Origin of the sequence: Devosia equisanguinis, from assembly GCF_900631955.1 — a bacterium.
Lineage (GTDB): Bacteria > Pseudomonadota > Alphaproteobacteria > Rhizobiales > Devosiaceae > Devosia > Devosia equisanguinis.
This window is the reverse complement of sequence record NZ_UZWD01000035.1, coordinates 1-17,136: the sequence shown is the minus strand read 5'-3', so window position 1 is coordinate 17,136 and position 17,136 is coordinate 1. Positions and strand designations below refer to the sequence as shown.

General features: G+C 63.2%; 14 protein-coding genes. 8 read left to right on the top strand and 6 right to left on the bottom strand.

Annotation, left to right across the window (positions count from 1 at the left end; translation table 11 throughout):
* Positions 1-20: 20 nt before the first annotated feature.
* Together DEVEQU_RS14045 and DEVEQU_RS14040 are read right to left on the bottom strand one after the other, a co-directional pair.
* Positions 21-2,087: a S9 family peptidase gene (locus DEVEQU_RS14045; RefSeq protein ID WP_126151231.1), complete on the bottom strand. Its 2,067-nt coding sequence runs from the start codon at positions 2,085-2,087 to the stop codon at positions 21-23.
* A gap of 37 nt (positions 2,088-2,124) precedes the next feature.
* On the bottom strand, positions 2,125-3,372 hold the full coding sequence (locus DEVEQU_RS14040; protein ID WP_164550411.1) for a metal-dependent hydrolase family protein: 1,248 nt from the start codon (positions 3,370-3,372) through the stop codon (positions 2,125-2,127).
* A gap of 309 nt (positions 3,373-3,681) precedes the next feature.
* Between DEVEQU_RS14040 and DEVEQU_RS14035 the strand changes: the two genes are divergently transcribed.
* The 8 genes from DEVEQU_RS14035 (at position 3,682) to DEVEQU_RS14000 (ending at position 12,994) form a co-directional block, all read left to right on the top strand.
* The gene (locus tag DEVEQU_RS14035) at positions 3,682-5,421 is read left to right on the top strand and encodes an ABC transporter substrate-binding protein (protein ID WP_223214233.1); all 1,740 of its coding nucleotides are present in this window, start codon (positions 3,682-3,684) and stop codon (positions 5,419-5,421) included.
* Positions 5,422-5,497: 76 nt separating this feature from the next.
* Positions 5,498-7,345 (top strand): dipeptide ABC transporter ATP-binding protein, encoded by a 1,848-nt coding sequence (locus DEVEQU_RS14030; protein WP_126151229.1) that lies wholly within the window; start codon positions 5,498-5,500, stop codon positions 7,343-7,345.
* The gene (locus DEVEQU_RS14025; RefSeq protein WP_126151228.1) at positions 7,342-8,280 is read left to right on the top strand and encodes an ABC transporter permease; all 939 of its coding nucleotides are present in this window, start codon (positions 7,342-7,344) and stop codon (positions 8,278-8,280) included. Before DEVEQU_RS14030 ends, DEVEQU_RS14025 begins: the two co-directional genes overlap by 4 nt.
* The gene (locus DEVEQU_RS14020; protein WP_126151227.1) at positions 8,277-9,233 is read left to right on the top strand and encodes an ABC transporter permease; all 957 of its coding nucleotides are present in this window, start codon (positions 8,277-8,279) and stop codon (positions 9,231-9,233) included. Before DEVEQU_RS14025 ends, DEVEQU_RS14020 begins: the two co-directional genes overlap by 4 nt.
* Positions 9,234-9,235: 2 nt before the next feature.
* Positions 9,236-10,519, top strand: coding sequence for an NAD(P)/FAD-dependent oxidoreductase (locus tag DEVEQU_RS14015; protein ID WP_126151226.1), 1,284 nt, complete (start codon positions 9,236-9,238; stop codon positions 10,517-10,519).
* Positions 10,520-10,562: 43 nt separating this feature from the next.
* The gene (locus tag DEVEQU_RS14010; protein ID WP_126151225.1) at positions 10,563-11,729 is read left to right on the top strand and encodes a pyridoxal phosphate-dependent aminotransferase; all 1,167 of its coding nucleotides are present in this window, start codon (positions 10,563-10,565) and stop codon (positions 11,727-11,729) included.
* An 85-nt stretch (positions 11,730-11,814) separates the two neighbouring features.
* Complete coding sequence (locus DEVEQU_RS14005) at positions 11,815-12,540, top strand: GntR family transcriptional regulator (protein ID WP_126151224.1); 726 nt, start codon at positions 11,815-11,817, stop codon at positions 12,538-12,540.
* A 64-nt stretch (positions 12,541-12,604) separates the two neighbouring features.
* On the top strand, positions 12,605-12,994 hold the full coding sequence (locus DEVEQU_RS14000) for a RidA family protein (protein WP_126151223.1): 390 nt from the start codon (positions 12,605-12,607) through the stop codon (positions 12,992-12,994).
* Positions 12,995-13,051: 57 nt separating this feature from the next.
* Here DEVEQU_RS14000 and guaA read toward each other — a convergent pair whose 3' ends face one another.
* From guaA to DEVEQU_RS13980, 4 genes are all read right to left on the bottom strand, one after another.
* A complete protein-coding gene (guaA, locus tag DEVEQU_RS13995) occupies positions 13,052-14,623 on the bottom strand; it encodes a glutamine-hydrolyzing GMP synthase (protein ID WP_126151222.1) in 1,572 nt (523 codons plus the stop codon).
* A 56-nt stretch (positions 14,624-14,679) separates the two neighbouring features.
* On the bottom strand, positions 14,680-15,171 hold the full coding sequence (locus tag DEVEQU_RS13990; protein WP_126151221.1) for a TspO/MBR family protein: 492 nt from the start codon (positions 15,169-15,171) through the stop codon (positions 14,680-14,682).
* A 92-nt stretch (positions 15,172-15,263) separates the two neighbouring features.
* Positions 15,264-16,550, bottom strand: a complete 1,287-nt coding sequence (locus tag DEVEQU_RS13985) for an RsmB/NOP family class I SAM-dependent RNA methyltransferase (RefSeq protein WP_126151220.1) — start codon at positions 16,548-16,550, stop codon at positions 15,264-15,266.
* A 3-nt stretch (positions 16,551-16,553) separates the two neighbouring features.
* Positions 16,554-16,988, bottom strand: a complete 435-nt coding sequence (locus DEVEQU_RS13980) for an MAPEG family protein (protein WP_126151219.1) — start codon at positions 16,986-16,988, stop codon at positions 16,554-16,556.
* Positions 16,989-17,136 lie beyond the last annotated feature (148 nt).

The following is a 17,136-nucleotide window of genomic DNA, read 5'->3' as shown; positions in this document are numbered from 1 at the left end:
TCCTGCCGGACCCCCGCCTCTTATGCCTTGAGGTGACGCTCGAAGAAGGCGGCCATCTTGCCATAGGCAAAGCGGGTCAGTGTGCGGTCTTGCTTGGCCCAGGCGTGGCCTGTGCCCGGCAGGGTGACGAGTTCAAAGCTCTTGCCCTGTTCGATGAGCTTTTCGACCAGCGCCAAGGTGTCGGCGTAGAGCACCACTTCGTCCTTGGTGCCATGCAGGATCGTCAGAGGGTCCTTGAGCCCGGCACTATGGAACAGGGCCGACTGTTTGCGATAGCGGTCAATAAAGTCCTCGCCTTCGGTCAGGCCCATGATCCAGCCCTGTTCGGGATAGGCGTGCCAGACATTGGTCGCCGGTGCCCCCGCAAAGCCGGCAGCATAGAAACCGGGCTTCTTGAACAGCGACATCAGCGTCATGAGGCCGCCATAACTCGAGCCCCAGATGCCAACACGCTTGGGATCGGCATAGCCGAGATCGGTCAGGGTTTTGACGCAGTCGGCGATGTCCTCGATATCCTGGGTGCCATAGCTGTTGAGCATGGCGCGGTTCCACTCGCGACCACGGCCGAAACTTCCCCGGATTTCGGGACTGACGACGACAAAGCCGCGCGCCGCGAGATATTGGTCGATGCCCCAGCTCGGATGCGCAGCCCGGCCGCCCCACTGGTTCAGGAGCCCATCGGAATAGACCGAGCCGACCACCATCGGATGGGCGCCGTCGGGCTGGAAACCGTGGGGGATCATGACACGCGCCATGAGTTCCGCGCCGTCCACATGGCTCTTGAACTTCACATAGCGCACCTCAGCCCATTGCCGTTGCGCGAAGGCCGGCAGCGGGGATTGCGTCACTGGAACGGGATCGGTCTTGCCGATCAAGGTTTGCACGAAGAGTTCGGGCGGCGTCATGTCATCGCTGAAAAGATCGACGAGGGCGCTGAAATCGCGGGCAAAAGTCGGAACGTGAATGCCGGCCGGTCCGGTGATCCGCGTGACCTCGCCACCCGACACGGGTACCGCGTAAAGGTGCCGCTCGGCGGGGTGGGCTGCATTGGCCATGAAGTAGATAGTGCCGCCCGCGGCGTCGATGAAGAATTCTGCGACCTCCCAAGGGCCCGCGGTCAATGGCTGAAGTGCCGCGCCGGCCTTGGGCTGCAGATGCAGGTGATTGTAGCCATCGCGATCGGTGAGAACGATCAGGCCCTCGCCGTTCGGCGAGAATGCCACCTGCCAGTCCGGGCGGATCTTTGCGGGGTCGTGGGCGGCATAGGCCGTGCTGCGCGTGCCCGAAGCCGTATCGTAGAGATAAATCGTGTGATGCTTGATGGAGAGATCGCTGCTGCTGATGAACAGTGAACGACCATCCGGCGACACGCCATAACCCCAGATTGCGTCTTCGGCGTCCGGCCGCTCAAACCAGGTCGGCGCGCCACCCTTGGTGTCAACCAGCCCCACACGACGGCGGGTCAGCAGATCGCCGGGGAAGGCGCGGACAAACCGGTCCCGCCGCGCTTCGCCGCGCGCATCATAGGCGATCTCGATCTTGCGGGTATTGGTATCATCCGCCTCGACGAAGCAGAGGCGGCCATCTTCGGTCCAGTGAAAAGACTCGACGCCGACAAAGGTGGAGCCCGACACCAGCGTTTGAGGCTGCGCGCCGGTTTCGGTGCTAAGCGCCAGCAAGGCGTTACCCGACAGGAATGCCAGCGACGCACCGTCAGGCGCGGCGGCAAGGGTGTGAATATTGGGCGTGCCGATGGCGAGAGGCAGCACCTGCCCCACCGCGTCCACGGCGTAGAGCTGGCCGCCCAGCACGAAGGCCAACCGACCCTCACCGATCCAGGCGAGTTCGGAAATACCCTGTGGTTCGCCGCTGGTGCGTCCCTCCCCCAGATGCGTCAGGCGCTGCCGAGATTGGCTCGCGCCATCCCAGATCCACACATCGCGAAAAGTGTGGCCGCCATCGTTCCAAAGGAAAGCCAGGCGCGTGCCATCCGCCGACCAGCATTGCCCGATCGGCAGCGTGCCGATAATGCTGGGCTCACTGTACAGCGTTTCAAATGTCAGGTCGGCAGGGGCTTGGCTGGTCATGGTCGGCACTCGAGGATCGGGCAACAAAAAGAACGGCTCAGGCGGCCTTGGCGGCCAGGTCGGTCTTGTAGATTTGACCGTCCTTCATGATCATGCGCAGGTTCTTTTCCGGCGCAGTAAGCACGGAAATGTCCTTGAGCGGGTCGCCATCGACCACAAGGATGTCGGCGGTGGCGCCGGCCGCGATCACGCCCAGGTCCGGGCGCTGCACGATCTGCGCATTGACCGAAGTCGCCGACCGCAGCACATCCACGGGACGCTGCACCCGGGCGCGGATCGTCAGCTCCTGCAATTGTGCAAATTCCATGTCGCCCATCAGATCGGTGCCGAAACCGAGCTTCACCCCGGCATCTTCGCAGAGGCCGAGCATGACGATACCGGCATCGTTGACCATATTGAGCTTCTGCATGACATAGGGCGACAGCCCCAGGCGCTCGCCATGCTGGGCGGTCACCTCATAGGCGACCAGGGTGGGCACGACGAAGGCATCCGCAGCGGCCACCATGGCGGCGGTTTCGCGGTTGATGAGGTTGGCGTGTTCGATGGTGCGCACCCCTGCCCGGATGGAATGGGCGATGGCGGCGCTTTCATAGGCGTGGGCGCAGACATATTTGCCGCGCACCGCTGCCTCGCGCACCACGGTGCGCAACTCTTCTTCGCTGTATTGCGGAACTTCGATGGCATCATTGGGCGAACCCACCCCGCCGGAGGCCAGAACCTTGATGTGGTCGGCGCCCTTGCGCAATTCGTTACGCACCACGCTGCGGAGATTGTCGACGCCTTCGACAATGCGGCAGGTGAAGTAGAAAGCGCTCGAATTCAGGTCGATGTCGAGGCTCTCGTCGGTGGTGCTGCGATGGTCACCATGGCCGCCGATCTGGCTCAGCGCCGGTCCACCCACGAAGAGGCGCGGCCCGGGAATGAAGCCCTGGGCAATGGCATTGCGGATGCCCACATCGCCGCCGGCAACGTCGCGAACGCTGGTGAAGCCACGGTCGAGCATTTTGCGGATGCGCGGAACGGCGCGGGCGGTCATCTCGGTGAGCGGAATATTGCGGTCGTGTTCGGCCACCAGATTGATTGCGAAAACATGGGCATGCGCGTCGATCAGCCCGGGCATGAGCGTGCGCCCGCCGACATTGTATTCGGTGACGGCTTTGCCGGTTATGGACTGGTCGGTCACCGCCTCGATGCGGCCGTCCACGACGAGGACGTTCATGCCCGGAATGGCCTCTTCCTTCACGCCATCGAACAGCGTGGCATTGGTTAAAGCGATGGCTGACATATGATTTTCCTCCGGACGAGCATGTGCTGAGTGACCGCTTCCCGGTCCCTGTGCGGCGCCAATGTGTCGCCATCGCCGAGCGCTGTAAAGGCGTTTGATCAAAAAATCACAAAGTGGCATTTTTCTGTGATCAGGCCGACCACCTTGTGATTTTCCGATGGCGACCGCGTTGACATCTGCCGAGCGTGGCTCCTAGTATCGCATCGTTTGATCAAATGCTCAGACTGATATTTCCGGCGCGCAAGGGGTAAGTTCGCGCCTGAAATTTCGAGGTTGAAGGGAACTGCCGCTTTGGCAGAAAGGGAACACATGACATACCGCACATCTGCCAGGATGGCCCTGGCCGGGCTCACGCTCGCCTTGCTGAGCTCCACCGGCATCATGGCGCAGGACGCCCAGACCGGCGGCACACTGCGCGTTCTGGGCACGGCCGAAGTCGATCGCTTCGATACGGTCCCGCCGGCCACCGCCGATACCGGGAGCTTTTTCCGCGCCGTCACGCGCCAGCTGATCAATTTTGCCGCATCGAATGATGCTGAGGAACAGATCGCACCCCAGGCCGACCTGGCGGACAGCGTTCCCGTGCCGACCGACGAAGGTTTGACCTACACCTTCAAGCTGCGCCAGGGCGCCAATTGGGACGCCCCGGATGGCGCGCGCCAGATCGTGGCGGCCGATATCGAGCGCGGCTTCATGCGCATCTGCAATCCCTCGCTGCCGAACCCCGCCGTGTCCTATTTCGAGGACCTGATCGTGGGCTATGCCGAGTTCTGCGCTGACTTTGCCAAGGTGGAGCCGACCGTCGAGGCGATGAAGGCCTTTATCGAGTCCGGCGATGTCGCGGGTATCGAAACCCCCTCTGAAGACACAGTGGTCTTCCGCCTCAAATATGCGGCCAACGATTTCATCTATCTGCTGACCCTGCCCGTCACCACCCCGGCCCCGGTGGAAGTGCTGGACTATCTGCCGGACAGCCCGGAATACCGCGAGAACTTCATTTCCAGCGGCCCCTATACCATCGACGCCTACGTACCCGACACGCAGGTCACACTGGTGCGCAACCCGGCCTGGACCGCCGAGAGCGATCCGCTGCGCAAGGCCTATGTCGATACGATCGAAGTCGTTGCCGGCGTTCAGCCCGATGCGGCCATGCAGCAGTTGCAGTCCGGCGACGGCGACATGCTCTATGACATCAATGTGCCACCGGTCACCGTGCAGATGCTGACGATGCAGGGCGATGATAAGATCTCGACGCTGGCCGAAGGCGCCTCGCGCATGATCTGGATCAACACGGTTTCCGAGAACAATGACGGAGCCTTGCGCAATCCACTGGTGCGCCAGGCACTGAACTATGCGGTCAACAAGGCGGCCATCGTGCAGCAGCTGGGCGGGCCTGAATTCGCCACCCCGCTCAACGGCATTTTCCCGCTCGGCATCCTGGGCCACCACGACTTTGCACCCTATCCGACGCCGAACAGCGAAGGCGATGCCGCCAAGGCAAAGGCATTGCTGGCCGAAGCCGGTTATCCCGATGGGCTGTCGCTCAAGATGCCGTTCCGCAATGCGGGGAACGGCGCTGCCGAAGCCCAGGTGCTGCAGGCAAGCCTTGAGGCCGCCGGGTTCAAGATCGAACTGGTGCCGACCCCGGCTTCCGATTTCTATCCGCGCCTGATCACCAATTTCGACAACGCCCTCAACGGTGTCTGGGATCTGGTGCCGTCGGGCTGGTCGCCGGATTGGCCGGGTGGTGCTGCGCGCTCGATTTTCCAGCCGCAATACACCTATGACGGCACCCACGGCACCTTCAACTTCTCGGACTACAACAACGAAGAGGCCAATGAAGTGGCGGCGCGCGCCCTGGCAACGTCGGACCTAGAGGAAGCCGGCAAGCTCTGGAACCAAGTCGACGAGATTGTCATGGCCAATCCCCCGACAGTGCCTCTGATCTCGCAGACCACCGTGCTCTACCACGGCGCTGCCGTTCAGAACTTCCTGCCCTATGCCGCTGGCGGCAATGGCGACTGGACCAATGTGTGGCTGAGCCGCTGATCGCGCCTCATCCCCAATCGACGGAGGCCGGCTTGTCCGGCCTCCTCACCGCAGCCCCCTGGCGACCGATCTGATTATGACCGTTCTTTCCGTCCGCAACCTCAGCATCGACATCCCCACCGGGGATGGATTCGTGCACGCCGCCCGCGACGTCTCCTTCGATGTGGGCGCGGAGGAGCTGTTCGGCATTGCCGGCGAATCCGGCTCTGGCAAGAGCGTCCTGTCCAAGGCGATCATGGGTTTGCTGCCAGGCGCACTCATTTCAGGCGAAATTCTCTTCGAGGGCCGTAATCTGCTCGACCTGCCAGCGCGCGCCATGCAGCAGCTGCGGGGCAATCGAATTGCCATGATCTCGCAGGATCCGCTCTCCAGCCTGCATCCTTTCTACACGATCGGTGCACAGATCGTCGAAGCCATCCGCACCCATCGCAAGGTGAGCGAGGCGGAAGCACTCAAGGAAGTCATCGACATTCTCGGTCGCGTCGGCATCCACGATGCGGAAAAACGCGTCCACGACTATCCGCATCAGTTTTCAGGCGGCATGCGCCAGCGTGTCATGATCGCCATGGCCATTGTGCTGCGCCCTGCCCTGTTGATCGCCGACGAGCCGACGACGGCACTGGACGTCACCGTGCAGGCGCAGATCATCAGCCTTCTCAACCAGATGCGACGCGAATTCGGCACGGCCATCATCATGGTCACCCACGATCTGGATCTGCTCTCCTCCATCGCTGACCACACCATGGTGATGTATGCGGGCAACCGCATGGAGTTCGGTCCCGGCGAGGCTGTGCTGACCGCGCCGGCCCATCCCTACACGCTCGGCCTGTTGCGCTCCTCGCCCAGCCAGGAAAAGCGCGGCGCGTTGCCTTCCATTCCCGGCCAGCCACCAAGCCTGCTGCTCGAGCAGAAAGCCTGCGCCTTTGCGCCGCGTTGCCCAGCCGCAATGGCTATATGCCGGCAAGAGCGCCCGCCCTTGCGAACCTTCGCCGATGGCACGCAGTCACTGTGCTGGCTGGAGGACAAGGCTTCCAATACCGCGGCAGCGCTCGCCCCGGTGCCAGCGGAGCCCGCAGCTCTTGTCGCGCAACGCGATATCGTGGTCAGCGCAAAGGATGTTCGGCTGACCTATGGCGGCCGCTCACTGTTCGGCAGGCGCATCAATCTTGAAGTGCTCAAGGGCGTCAGCCTCGAGCTGCCGCGCGGCACGACGCTCGGCATCGTCGGCGAAAGCGGCTGCGGCAAGTCAACGCTGGCCCGCATCATTGCCGGCCTCCTGCCCCCGACATCGGGTGAGGTCACCATCGAAGGCGAGAGCGTGGTCGACATTGATCGCGCGCGCTGGATTGAAATGCGCAAGCGCGTGCAGATGGTGTTTCAGGACCCCTTCGGATCACTCAATCCGCGCCGTCGTGTCGGCTCGATCATCGGCGACCCTTTCCGCATCCAGAACATCGCCCATGGCATCGAGCGCAAGAACAAGGTGCGCGAGCTCATGGAGATCGTTGGTCTCAACCCCGAGCACTATAACCGGTTTCCAGCCGAATTCTCCGGCGGCCAGCGCCAACGCATCGGGATTGCCCGGGCGCTGGCGCTCAAGCCCTCGATCATCATTTTCGACGAACCGGTTTCGGCACTCGACGTGTCGATCCAGGCGCAGATTCTCAACCTCATCGGCAAGCTGCAGCGGGAAATGGGCTTGTCTTACCTTTTCATCTCCCACGATCTGGCCGTGGTGCGTCATGTCAGCTCCGAGATTATGGTGATGAAATCGGGACAGGTGGTCGAGCGTGGCGAGACCGAAACGCTTTATCACAACCCGCAGCACCCCTATACGCGCGAACTGCTCGCCGCGGCCGACCCGCACTATCGAAAAACAGGCGGCGGCCTTGCCGACGCCCTCGGACAGGGGGCCACGCCATGAGCGCCGAAGTCAAACAACGCGGTTCGTTCGAATTGACGATGCGGCGGCTGCTGGCTGACCGCGCCGGCCTCGTCGCGCTGGTCTTCATCGTGCTGCTGGCCGCAGCTGCCTTGGGTGCAGATGCCATTGCCGCCCTGACCGGCCACAGCCCGGTCGCGCAGTTCCTCACCACTGGCCTCACACCCACCGGCCTGCCCGTGCCGCCCAGCGGCGAATTTCTCTTCGGCACCGATCAATTGGGGCGCGACGTCCTGGTCCGGCTCGCTTATGGCGCCCGCATCTCGCTGGCCATAGGCGTTCTCGCTTCGCTCACGGCTGCTGTCATCGGCATTACTGTCGGGCTCGTGGCCGGCTATTTCGGCGGCTGGATCGACGTCGTGCTGGGCCGGCTCATGGATCTGGTGATGAGTATCCCGGTGCTGCTCTGCATGCTGTCGCTGGTGGCGGTTTTCGGCCCCAGCCTGCCCCTGAGCCTTGCCGTCATCGTGTTCTTCTCATGGACGACGATGGGCCGGGTCATCCGCGGACAGGTGCTCTCGCTCAAGGAGCGCGAATTCGTTCTCGCGTCCCGATCGATGGGTGCCGGGCATCTGTCGATCATGGTGACCGACATCCTGCCCAATCTGGGTGCGCCGATCATCATCTACACGACCATGATGGTGCCGACCTCCATCATCTTCGAGGCAACACTGTCCTTCCTCGGCCTGGGCATCGTTCCGCCGGCGCCGAGCTGGGGTGGCATGCTGGCCGAGGCGGCCAACAATTCGATCTACATGTTCGCCTGGTGGCTGGTGCTGTTTCCCGGCCTGGCGCTGCTGTTCACCACGCTCTCGTTCAACATCCTGGGGGATGCGCTGCGCGATGCGCTCGACCCGGCCAGCATGCGGCACAAGGTGCAAAAGAAGAAAAAGACCGCCGTGGGGACTGCGCCATGATCCGCTTCATCGCCAGCCGCATCGGCTTCGCCGCGCTCGTCCTGATCATGCTGAGCGGCTTCGTGTTCACGCTGTTCTTCGTTGCGCCGGGCGATCCCGCGCGCGTGGTCGCAGGGGAAAGGGCAACCGAGGCCCAGGTTGCACAGGTGCGCGAGAACCTTGGCCTCGATCGGCCAATCATCGAGCAATATATGAGTTTTCTCGGGCGCAGCCTCAGCGGTGATCTCGGCTATTCCTATCGCAACCAGCAGCCGGTGCTCGATCTCATCAGCAACCGCATGCCTGCCACGATTTCGCTCTGTGTCGGGGCGGTCATTCTCTGGCTCTGCATGGGCATACCCATCGGCATCATGTCGGCGCGGCGACCCGGCAGCCTGGCCGACCGGCTGGGCCAGGGGTTCGTCCTGATCGGCGTGAGTTTCCCCTCCTTCGTTCTCGGCATGGCGGCGCTGTATTTTCTCTATTTCGTGCCGCGGCAGGCCGGCTTCACCCTGTTCCCACCGGGCGGCTACCGGCCGTTCCTGCCCAATCCGGGGCTGTGGGCGTGGCATCTCATGCTGCCCTGGTTCACCCTGGCCTTCACCTCCGCCGCCATCTATGCGCGCCTCACACGCGGTCAATTGCTCGAGGTTTTGGGCGAAGACTATATCCGCACCGCCCGGGCCAAGGGACTTTCCGAGCGCAAGGTCGTTTATAAGCACGGCGTGCGATCGATCTTCTCGCCGCTGTCGACTCAGCTGGGGGCAGATATCGCGGCCCTGCTCGGCGGCGCGCTGGTCACCGAACAAGTCTTCGGGCTGCAGGGCATTGGTTCGCTCGCCGTGCAATCGGTGCAGACCCAGGACCGCCCGGTGATCATCGGCGTGGTCATGCTGGCAGGCTTCTTCATCGTCATCGCCAATCTGATCGTGGATTTCCTCTACATCCTGCTCGATCCCCGGATCCGGACCTGACCATGACCACACCCCTCCAGGATACGCTGTGGACCCGCACGGCGCGGCTCGCTGCCGAGACCGACACCGACCTGCCGCATTCGGTGGATGTCGCCATTATCGGCGGGGGCTTTACCGGTCTCACCGCCGCACGCGCGCTATTGCTTGCCGGCCGTTCGGTCGCCGTGCTGGAGGCCGGCCAGATCGGCGCCGGGGCCAGCGGCATGAATGCGGGTTTCGTGGTCCCCAATTTCGCCAAGGCTGACCCCAACGCCGTCCGTGCCAAGCTCGGGACTGAGCGGGGTAACGCCTTGCTGCGTCTTGTGGGGGATGGCGCCAACGCCGTGTTCAGTATCATCGCGGAAGACGACATCGCCTGCGATGCGCGCCAAAGCGGCTGGCTCAATCCCGCCTATGGCGAGGCGAGCGCCGACATGCTCCGCAGCCGCGCGGCGCTGTGGCGGGAGTTGGGCCGGCCGGTATCGTTCCTCGACGCGGATGCGACCCGCGAACAGACCGGCATGGACATCTATTCCGGGGCGCTGCTCGACCAAGACGGCGGCACCATCCACCCGCTCGATTATCTGCGCGGACTGGTGCAAGGCGTGCGGCGCCGGGGCGGTACCGTGCATGAAAACAGTTGCGTCGATAGGGTCGACCGCGACGGCAGGCTTTGGCGCCTCACCATGCGCTCAGGTGCGAGCGTGATGGCAACGACGGTGCTGCAATGCACCAATGCCTTCACCAGCGGCGTGGCTTCCCGCATGGGACGCTCAACCGTGCCGCTGCGGGTCTACCAGATCGCCACCACACCAGCCGACCCGACGACGGTCAAACGCATTGCGCCCGATGGTCGCCCGGTCGGCGATACGCGGCAAAACCTGTTCACCTATCGGTTGGACCGCGACAATCGCCTGATCAGCGGGGGCATGGCCGCCATTCCCTTTGGCGCCTTCGACAGGCTCGGCCGGGCCGTGGCGAAGCGGCTCAGCGAAGAGCTCGCGCTGCCCCAGGCCGTGACGCCCGAAGTGGTGTGGACCGGCGTTGCAGCGATGACGCCGGACTTCCTGCCACGTCTCTACCAGCTGGGCGAAAACTGGTTCGGCGGCATCGGTTGCAATGGCCGCGGCATCGCCATGACCGCGCAACTGGGCCGCGTGCTGGCACGGGCCGCGCTCGGCGAAAGCCTCGAGACCTTGCCCATTCCAACCCGCCCGCTGCGCCCTCTCCCCTTTCACCAGTTTACGCCCATGGTCGCCTCGGCCGCGCTCGTCCAGGCCCGCCTCAAGGACATGCTGGCCAAATGATCGAACAGTTGAGCGGCACAGATCGCCGCCAGGACCTATAGTTATGAAGCAGCTCTCCCGCCGAATTACCGCCACGTCCAAAAAGTCCTTCGGCATGTATGCGCGCGCCGCGTCGAGCGGCCGTGAGGACCTGATTCATATGGAGCTGGGCAAGCCCTCCGCCGACACGCCACAGCACATAAAGGATGCCACCATCGCTGCCATCCAGGCGGGCAAGGTCCATTATTCCGACCTTCCCGGCATCCTGCCGCTCCGCCAGGTTATCGCCGCCAAGCTGTCGCGGCAAAACGGCATGGACGTCACGCCCGACCAGGTGGTCGTCACCAATGGCCTGACCCACGGCTCCTATGCCGCGCTCATGGCCTTTATCGACGATGGCGACGAGGTCATCCTGCTCGAGCCCTACTATCCCCAGCATATCGGCAAGATCGAACTGGCCGGGGGCATTGCCGTTCCCGTGCCGCTCGACGCCGCCAACGACTACGCCATCGATGCGGCGCGGATCGAGGCCAGCATTACCGACCGCACCAAGATGATCGTGCTGATCAATCCGTGCAATCCGACCGGTCGCGTCTATACGCGCGCGGAACTTCTGGCCCTGGCCGATCTTGCGATCCGTCATGATCTGATCGTGGTGTCCGACGAGGTCTATGAGGAAATCGTCTACGACGGCGCCAAACACATCTCGATCGCGTCGCTTCCCGGCATGGCCGAACGCACGGTGACGCTTTTTGCCTTCACCAAGAGCTATGCCATGGATGGCTGGCGCATCGGTTATCTGGCTGCGCCCAAGGCAGCGGTTGGCGCCATCCTCAAGATCACAGCCAATGACGTGACCCATGTGAACACCTTTATCCAGGAAGGCGCCCTGGCCGCGCTGACCGGTGATCCCGCGATCCTGGCGGAACTCATCGCCGACGACCGCGCCAAGCGGGATCGCGTGGTCACCCGGCTCAACCAGATTTCCGGCGTGACCTGCGCCTGGCCGCAGGGAACCATCTATGCTTTCCCCGATGTGTCGCAACTCGGCCTGTCGGCGCAAACCCTGGCCGAGCGGCTGATGGACGAAGCCGGGGTAGTGGTGGAAGCCGGCAGTTTCTATGGCACGGCCGGCGAAGGCCGCCTTCGCATCTGCTTCGGAGCGCTGTCGCTGGACGACATCGACCGGGCAATGGACCGCATGGCGGGCTTTGTTCGGCAGCTCGGTTGATCGGGCATTTCCGTGTTGCGGATAGTGTCCTTTGATCATACTAGCAAAGACTAAGGGGCGTTCGTGCGTGGGAAAGGGTATTCGATTGCTGGAAAGCAAATTCTCGACCGGCGAGCTGAAACCCGTTTCTTCGCGCAAGACTGTGCATGATCTGGTCTATGAGCAATTGCGCGATGCCCTGATGTCCGGCGCTTTCGAAGCCAGAAAAGCCTTCACCATCGCGTCTTTGTCTGAGCGGTTTCACACCTCGCATATGCCTGTGCGCGAGGCGCTGCGCCGGCTGGCATCGGAAAATGCGCTAAGCATTTCTGCGTCCGGCACCGCCTATGTCCCTGCGATCACAGCACCGGAGCTGCGCGATATCACCCTGGCCAGGATGATCGTCGAGGGCGCCACGGCGCGCATTGCGGGACCGCAGCTCAGCCCTGCTGATATTGCCCGGCTCGAGCAAATTCTCGAGCACCACCGCGCCAGTGCCAGTGCCGGAAACAATACCGAAATGACGGCGGCCAACCGCGCCTTCCATTTCCACATCTACCGCGCTGCCGGCAGTTCCGTATTGTTGAGCCAGATCGAAAATCTCTGGCTGCGATCCGGGCCTTATGTGCGCTTTCTTTCGGACCGGATGAGCGAATTGCTCAAGACTGAACATCGTTCGGGTTTCACCGACCAGCATGCCGCGATGATCACGGCGATCAAGAATGGTGACTGGAATGGGCTTGGCGAGGCCTGCGAAGCCGATATCCGCGCCTCGCAAGACCTGTTGCTCGATATTCTCGCAACCGAAGATTCCACCAGCGACGCGCCCTAGAGCTAGAACGAGCCGACCAGCCCTGCCATGGGGCGATTAGGCCCAAACAAGAAAGCACGAAAATATGTCGACGGACCGCCGCGCCATTTCATCCGGATCGAAATTCGAGAAACTGGCCGGCTATTCGCGCGCGCTGGTCGATGGCGAATGGGTTTTCGTCTCGGGCACAGCGGGGCACAATCCCGATGGTTCGATCTCGTTCGATCCGGAAGAGCAGACGCGGCAGTCGCTGCGCACCATTGCCCGGGCGCTTGAAGAGGGTGGCGCCAGCCTTGCCGATATCGTGCGCCTCAATGTCTATGTCGCCGACCGTGCTGACGTGATGACCGTTTCAAAGGTCCTGGGCGAGACCTTCTCAGACCCGCGGCCGACCAACACAACAATCATCTGCGGTTTCCCGGTCGAGGAAATCAAGGTTGAGATCGAAGTGACTGCCCGCAAGCGCGGTCAGTAATCCAGCCAGTCGTAACTGCCGCTTTACAGGCAGGCCGGGTCGCTTCGGCGGCCCGGATTATTCCCACTCGATCGTGCCCGGGGGCTTGCTGGTGACGTCGTAGACGACACGGTTGATGCCGCGGACTTCGTTGATGATGCGGGTGGCGGTCTTGCCGAGGAAGTTCATGTCGAACTGATAGAAATCGGCGGTCATGCCGTCGACCGAGGTCACGGCGCGCAGCGCGCAGACGAATTCATAGGTGCGGCCATCGCCCATGACGCCGACGGTCTGGACAGGGAGCAGCACGGCGAAGGCCTGCCAGATTTTGTCATATTGGCCGGACTTGCGGATCTCGTCGAGATAGATGGCGTCGGCCTGGCGCAGGATATCGAGCTTTTCCGGCGTGATGCCGCCGGGGCAACGAATGGCCAGGCCCGGGCCCGGGAAGGGATGACGGCCGATGAAGCTGTCCGGAATACCCAGCTCGCGGCCGAGCACGCGCACTTCGTCCTTGAACAGTTCGCGCAGCGGCTCGACGAGCTGCATGTTCATGCGCTCGGGCAGGCCGCCGACATTGTGGTGGCTCTTGATGGTGACCGAGGGGCCGCCGGTGAAGGAGACGGATTCGATGACGTCCGGATAGAGCGTGCCCTGGGCCAGGAATTCGGCGCCGCCGAGCTTCTTAGCCTCTTCCTCGAAGACTTCGATGAACAGGCGCCCGATGATCTTGCGCTTGGTTTCGGGATCGGACTGGCCTTCGAGCTCGCCGAGGAATTTCTTCGACGCATCGACATGGACCAGCGGGATATTAAACTGATCGCGGAACATGGTGACGACCTGTTCGCTTTCGTTCAGGCGCATCAGGCCGTGATCGACATAGATACAGGTGAGCTGATCGCCGATGGCTTCGTGGATCAGCACCGCCGCGACCGAAGAGTCGACGCCGCCGGAAAGACCACAGATGACGCGGCCAGAGCCGACCTGATCGCGAATCTTTTCGATCATCTTCTGGCGATAGGCGGACATGGTCCAAGTCGACTGGATGCCGCAGATCTTGTGCACGAAATTGGCATAGAGCTTGGCGCCGTCGGGCGTGTGCACGACTTCCGGGTGGAACTGCACGGCCCAGATGCGGCGCTGCTCATTGGCGATCATGGCGAAGGGCGCATTCGGCGAGGTGCCGACGACCTCAAAGCCTTCCGGCAGCGCGACGACGCGGTCGCCATGGCTCATCCAGACCTGATGGTCGGTGCCCACGTCCCAGACGCCTTCGGACAGTGAATTTGGCTTTTGCAGCGTCAGCTCGGCCCGGCCGAATTCGCGGTGGTGGCCAGCCTCGACCTTACCGCCCAGCGCCATGCACAAAGCCTGTTGGCCATAGCAAATCCCCAGGATCGGCACATTGGCATCGAGGATCGACTGGTCGATGGTGGGGGCGTTGTCGTCCAGCGTCGAGGCCGGGCTGCCCGAGAGCACCACGCCCTTGGGATTGAGCGCGACCATGGCGGCGCCCGCCGACTGGAAGGGATGGATTTCGCAATACACGCCGGTTTCGCGGATGCGGCGCGCAATCAATTGCGTGACCTGCGATCCGAAGTCGACGATGAGAATGGTGTCGGTGCGGGGGGCGGTGTCTGGGTGCAGCATGGCGAGGCTTTAGCCCCGCCATGGGGATTCCGCAAGTGCGACGTGGGGCAAGGTTGCTATGCGCCGGGATTGAGTAGCGCAATCGACAAGTTCAGATAGCCCGCAAAGCTCACCCAGGCGAGATAGGGGGCGAAGAGCCAGGGAGCGAGCGTGTCGTGGCGACGGCTGGTGACGATGAAGCCGACAATGGAAAGCCACATGGCGACGAGCACCGCAAAGGCAAGCCAGGGCTGCTGTGCCAGGAACCAGATGGGCGACCAGGCCCAATTGAGCAGCATCTGCCCGCCCCAGAATTTCATGGCATTCGATGTCGGCGCGGCCACCCAGATGCGCCAGCCGGCAATGGCGATCAGCACGTAAAGCGCGAACCAGACCGGGCCGAATACCCAATTGGGCGGATTGAGCGGCGGCTTGGTCAGTTGCTCATACCAGGCGCCGGGGACGGACTGCGTACCGATCAGCGCCCCGATGCCGATGACCAGGACAAGAAAGACGGCAAGAGCGACCCAGGACTGGGGGGCGCGGTAGTCTGTGGTGGTGGCGTGCATGGCGACGCTCCTGTGTCAGCATTCTGACACCATAACGTCGCGCAGGCTGGGGTGGTTCACTCCGGCCGCACAGTAGACCGGTAACCTCCGCGCTACGCCTTGCGCAGCATATGCACGTAGAACCCGTCGGTCCTGGTGCGACGGGGGGTGAGGCAGAGGCCGCCGGCTTGGGTCGCGAGGCCCGCAGGCAGATCGGTGATCAGGGCGCTGCGCCAGGCCCCGGCGATATCGACCGAGGTAAATTCGGGATGAGCGGCGCGGAAGGCGGTGATCTGGTCGTCGTTTTCCTCGGGCAGGATCGAGCAGGTGATATAAACCAGCGTGCCACCCGATTTGAGATAACGGGCGGCTTCCACCAGGAGCGCCGCCTGTTCGGACTGGCGCTGCGCCAGGAGCTCCGGCGTCAGCTTCCACTTAGTGTCGGGGCGGCGACGCCAGGTGCCGGTGCCGGTGCAGGGCGCGTCGACCACCACGCGGTCCATCTTGCCGACGAGGTCGTCCAGCGCGCCATCATTGGGGGCGCGCACCTGCGCATTGCGCACGCCATTGCGCTTGAGGCGATCATAGATCGGCGCCAGGCGCGCGCGGTCGCTGTCATAGGCAAAAATCTGGCCGGAATTGCCCATGGTCGCGGCAAGGGCCAGGGTCTTGCCCCCTGCCCCGGCGCAGAGATCGAGCACCTGTTCGCCTTCGCGCGCGCCGGCAAGGGCGGCGACGATCTGGCTGCCCTGGTCCTGCACCTCGAACCAGCCCTTGAGATAGCCTTCATCGGTGGTGACATTAGGCGTACGGGCATCGCGTGGGCCGGCCGGCATGGTCAGGCCGAAGGGGGCAATGGCAGCGGGTTCCGGCGCAAAGCGGGCCAGCGACTTCATCACCTTTTCCGGCGCCGCCTTGAGCGCATTGACGCGCAGGTCGAGCGAGGGGCGGCCGGTCATGGCTTCCCCCTCGCCAATCCAGTCGGCGCCAAAGGCACGCTCCAGCGACGGCGCCAACCATTCGGGAACATCAGCACGGATCGCGGCCGGCGCAGCGGCCAGATCGGCCGTTGCGCCCTTGGTCTCTTCCTCGCTCAGCGGCACGGGGGCGTGGCTATCGGAGGCAAAAGCCGCATTGAGGCTTTCCGGCGTCTCGGCCCAATCGCGCAGGGCGACGGCCAGCACCAGCGCGCGGGGGCTGTCACTGCCCATGGCGATGGCGTGGGAAGCCCGGCGGCGCAGTGCGTCATAGACCAGATTGCCGATGGCGGCGCGGTCGCCTGCCCCGGCAAAGCGATTGTTGATGCCCCAGGCCTTCAGCGCCTCCGAAACGGGCCGCTTGCGCTGCTCCACATCGGTCAAGACTTCGATGGCAGCGGACAGACGGCCGGGAAAACGCATGGATCAGACACTCGGGGCTAGGATGACGAGGCGCACGACCAGCCATAGCCAGAACAGCGCCAGGATCGCAAGGCCGGCGACATAGGCCATGAAACGCTGAGTGACGCGATTATGGGTAACGTGGATATAGGCGTGGATATAGCGGCTGGCAACGAAGAGCCAGGCGAGCCCCGCCTCCGGCCAACCCGGCGCCGCATAGAGCGAAAGAATGGCGCCGACATAGAACAGCACGGGCAGCTGGAACTGATTGTCGAAATTGTTCGAGAGCAGCCGCGCCTTGAGCGGATAGGCATCGCGCTCTACGGCGATCGTCGCGACCGGGATTTCCCCGCTCATGATCCTCGGCACGCGCTCGCGCCCCAACAGCACCAATATGCCCATCGACAAAAAAACCTGCGCGGCCATGGCAAGGATGATGAGCTTGATGGTCAGGGTCATGGTTGAGGCTCCTGTGGAGAGTCCGAAGACGCGGCTAGAACATTTCAAATTGACGTGGACTCAGGGCTCTTTCGCCTCCCTCCCCCTTGAGGGGAGGGATTGAGGGTGGGGGTCCATCGGTGTGCCACTGAACCACCCCCCACCCCGG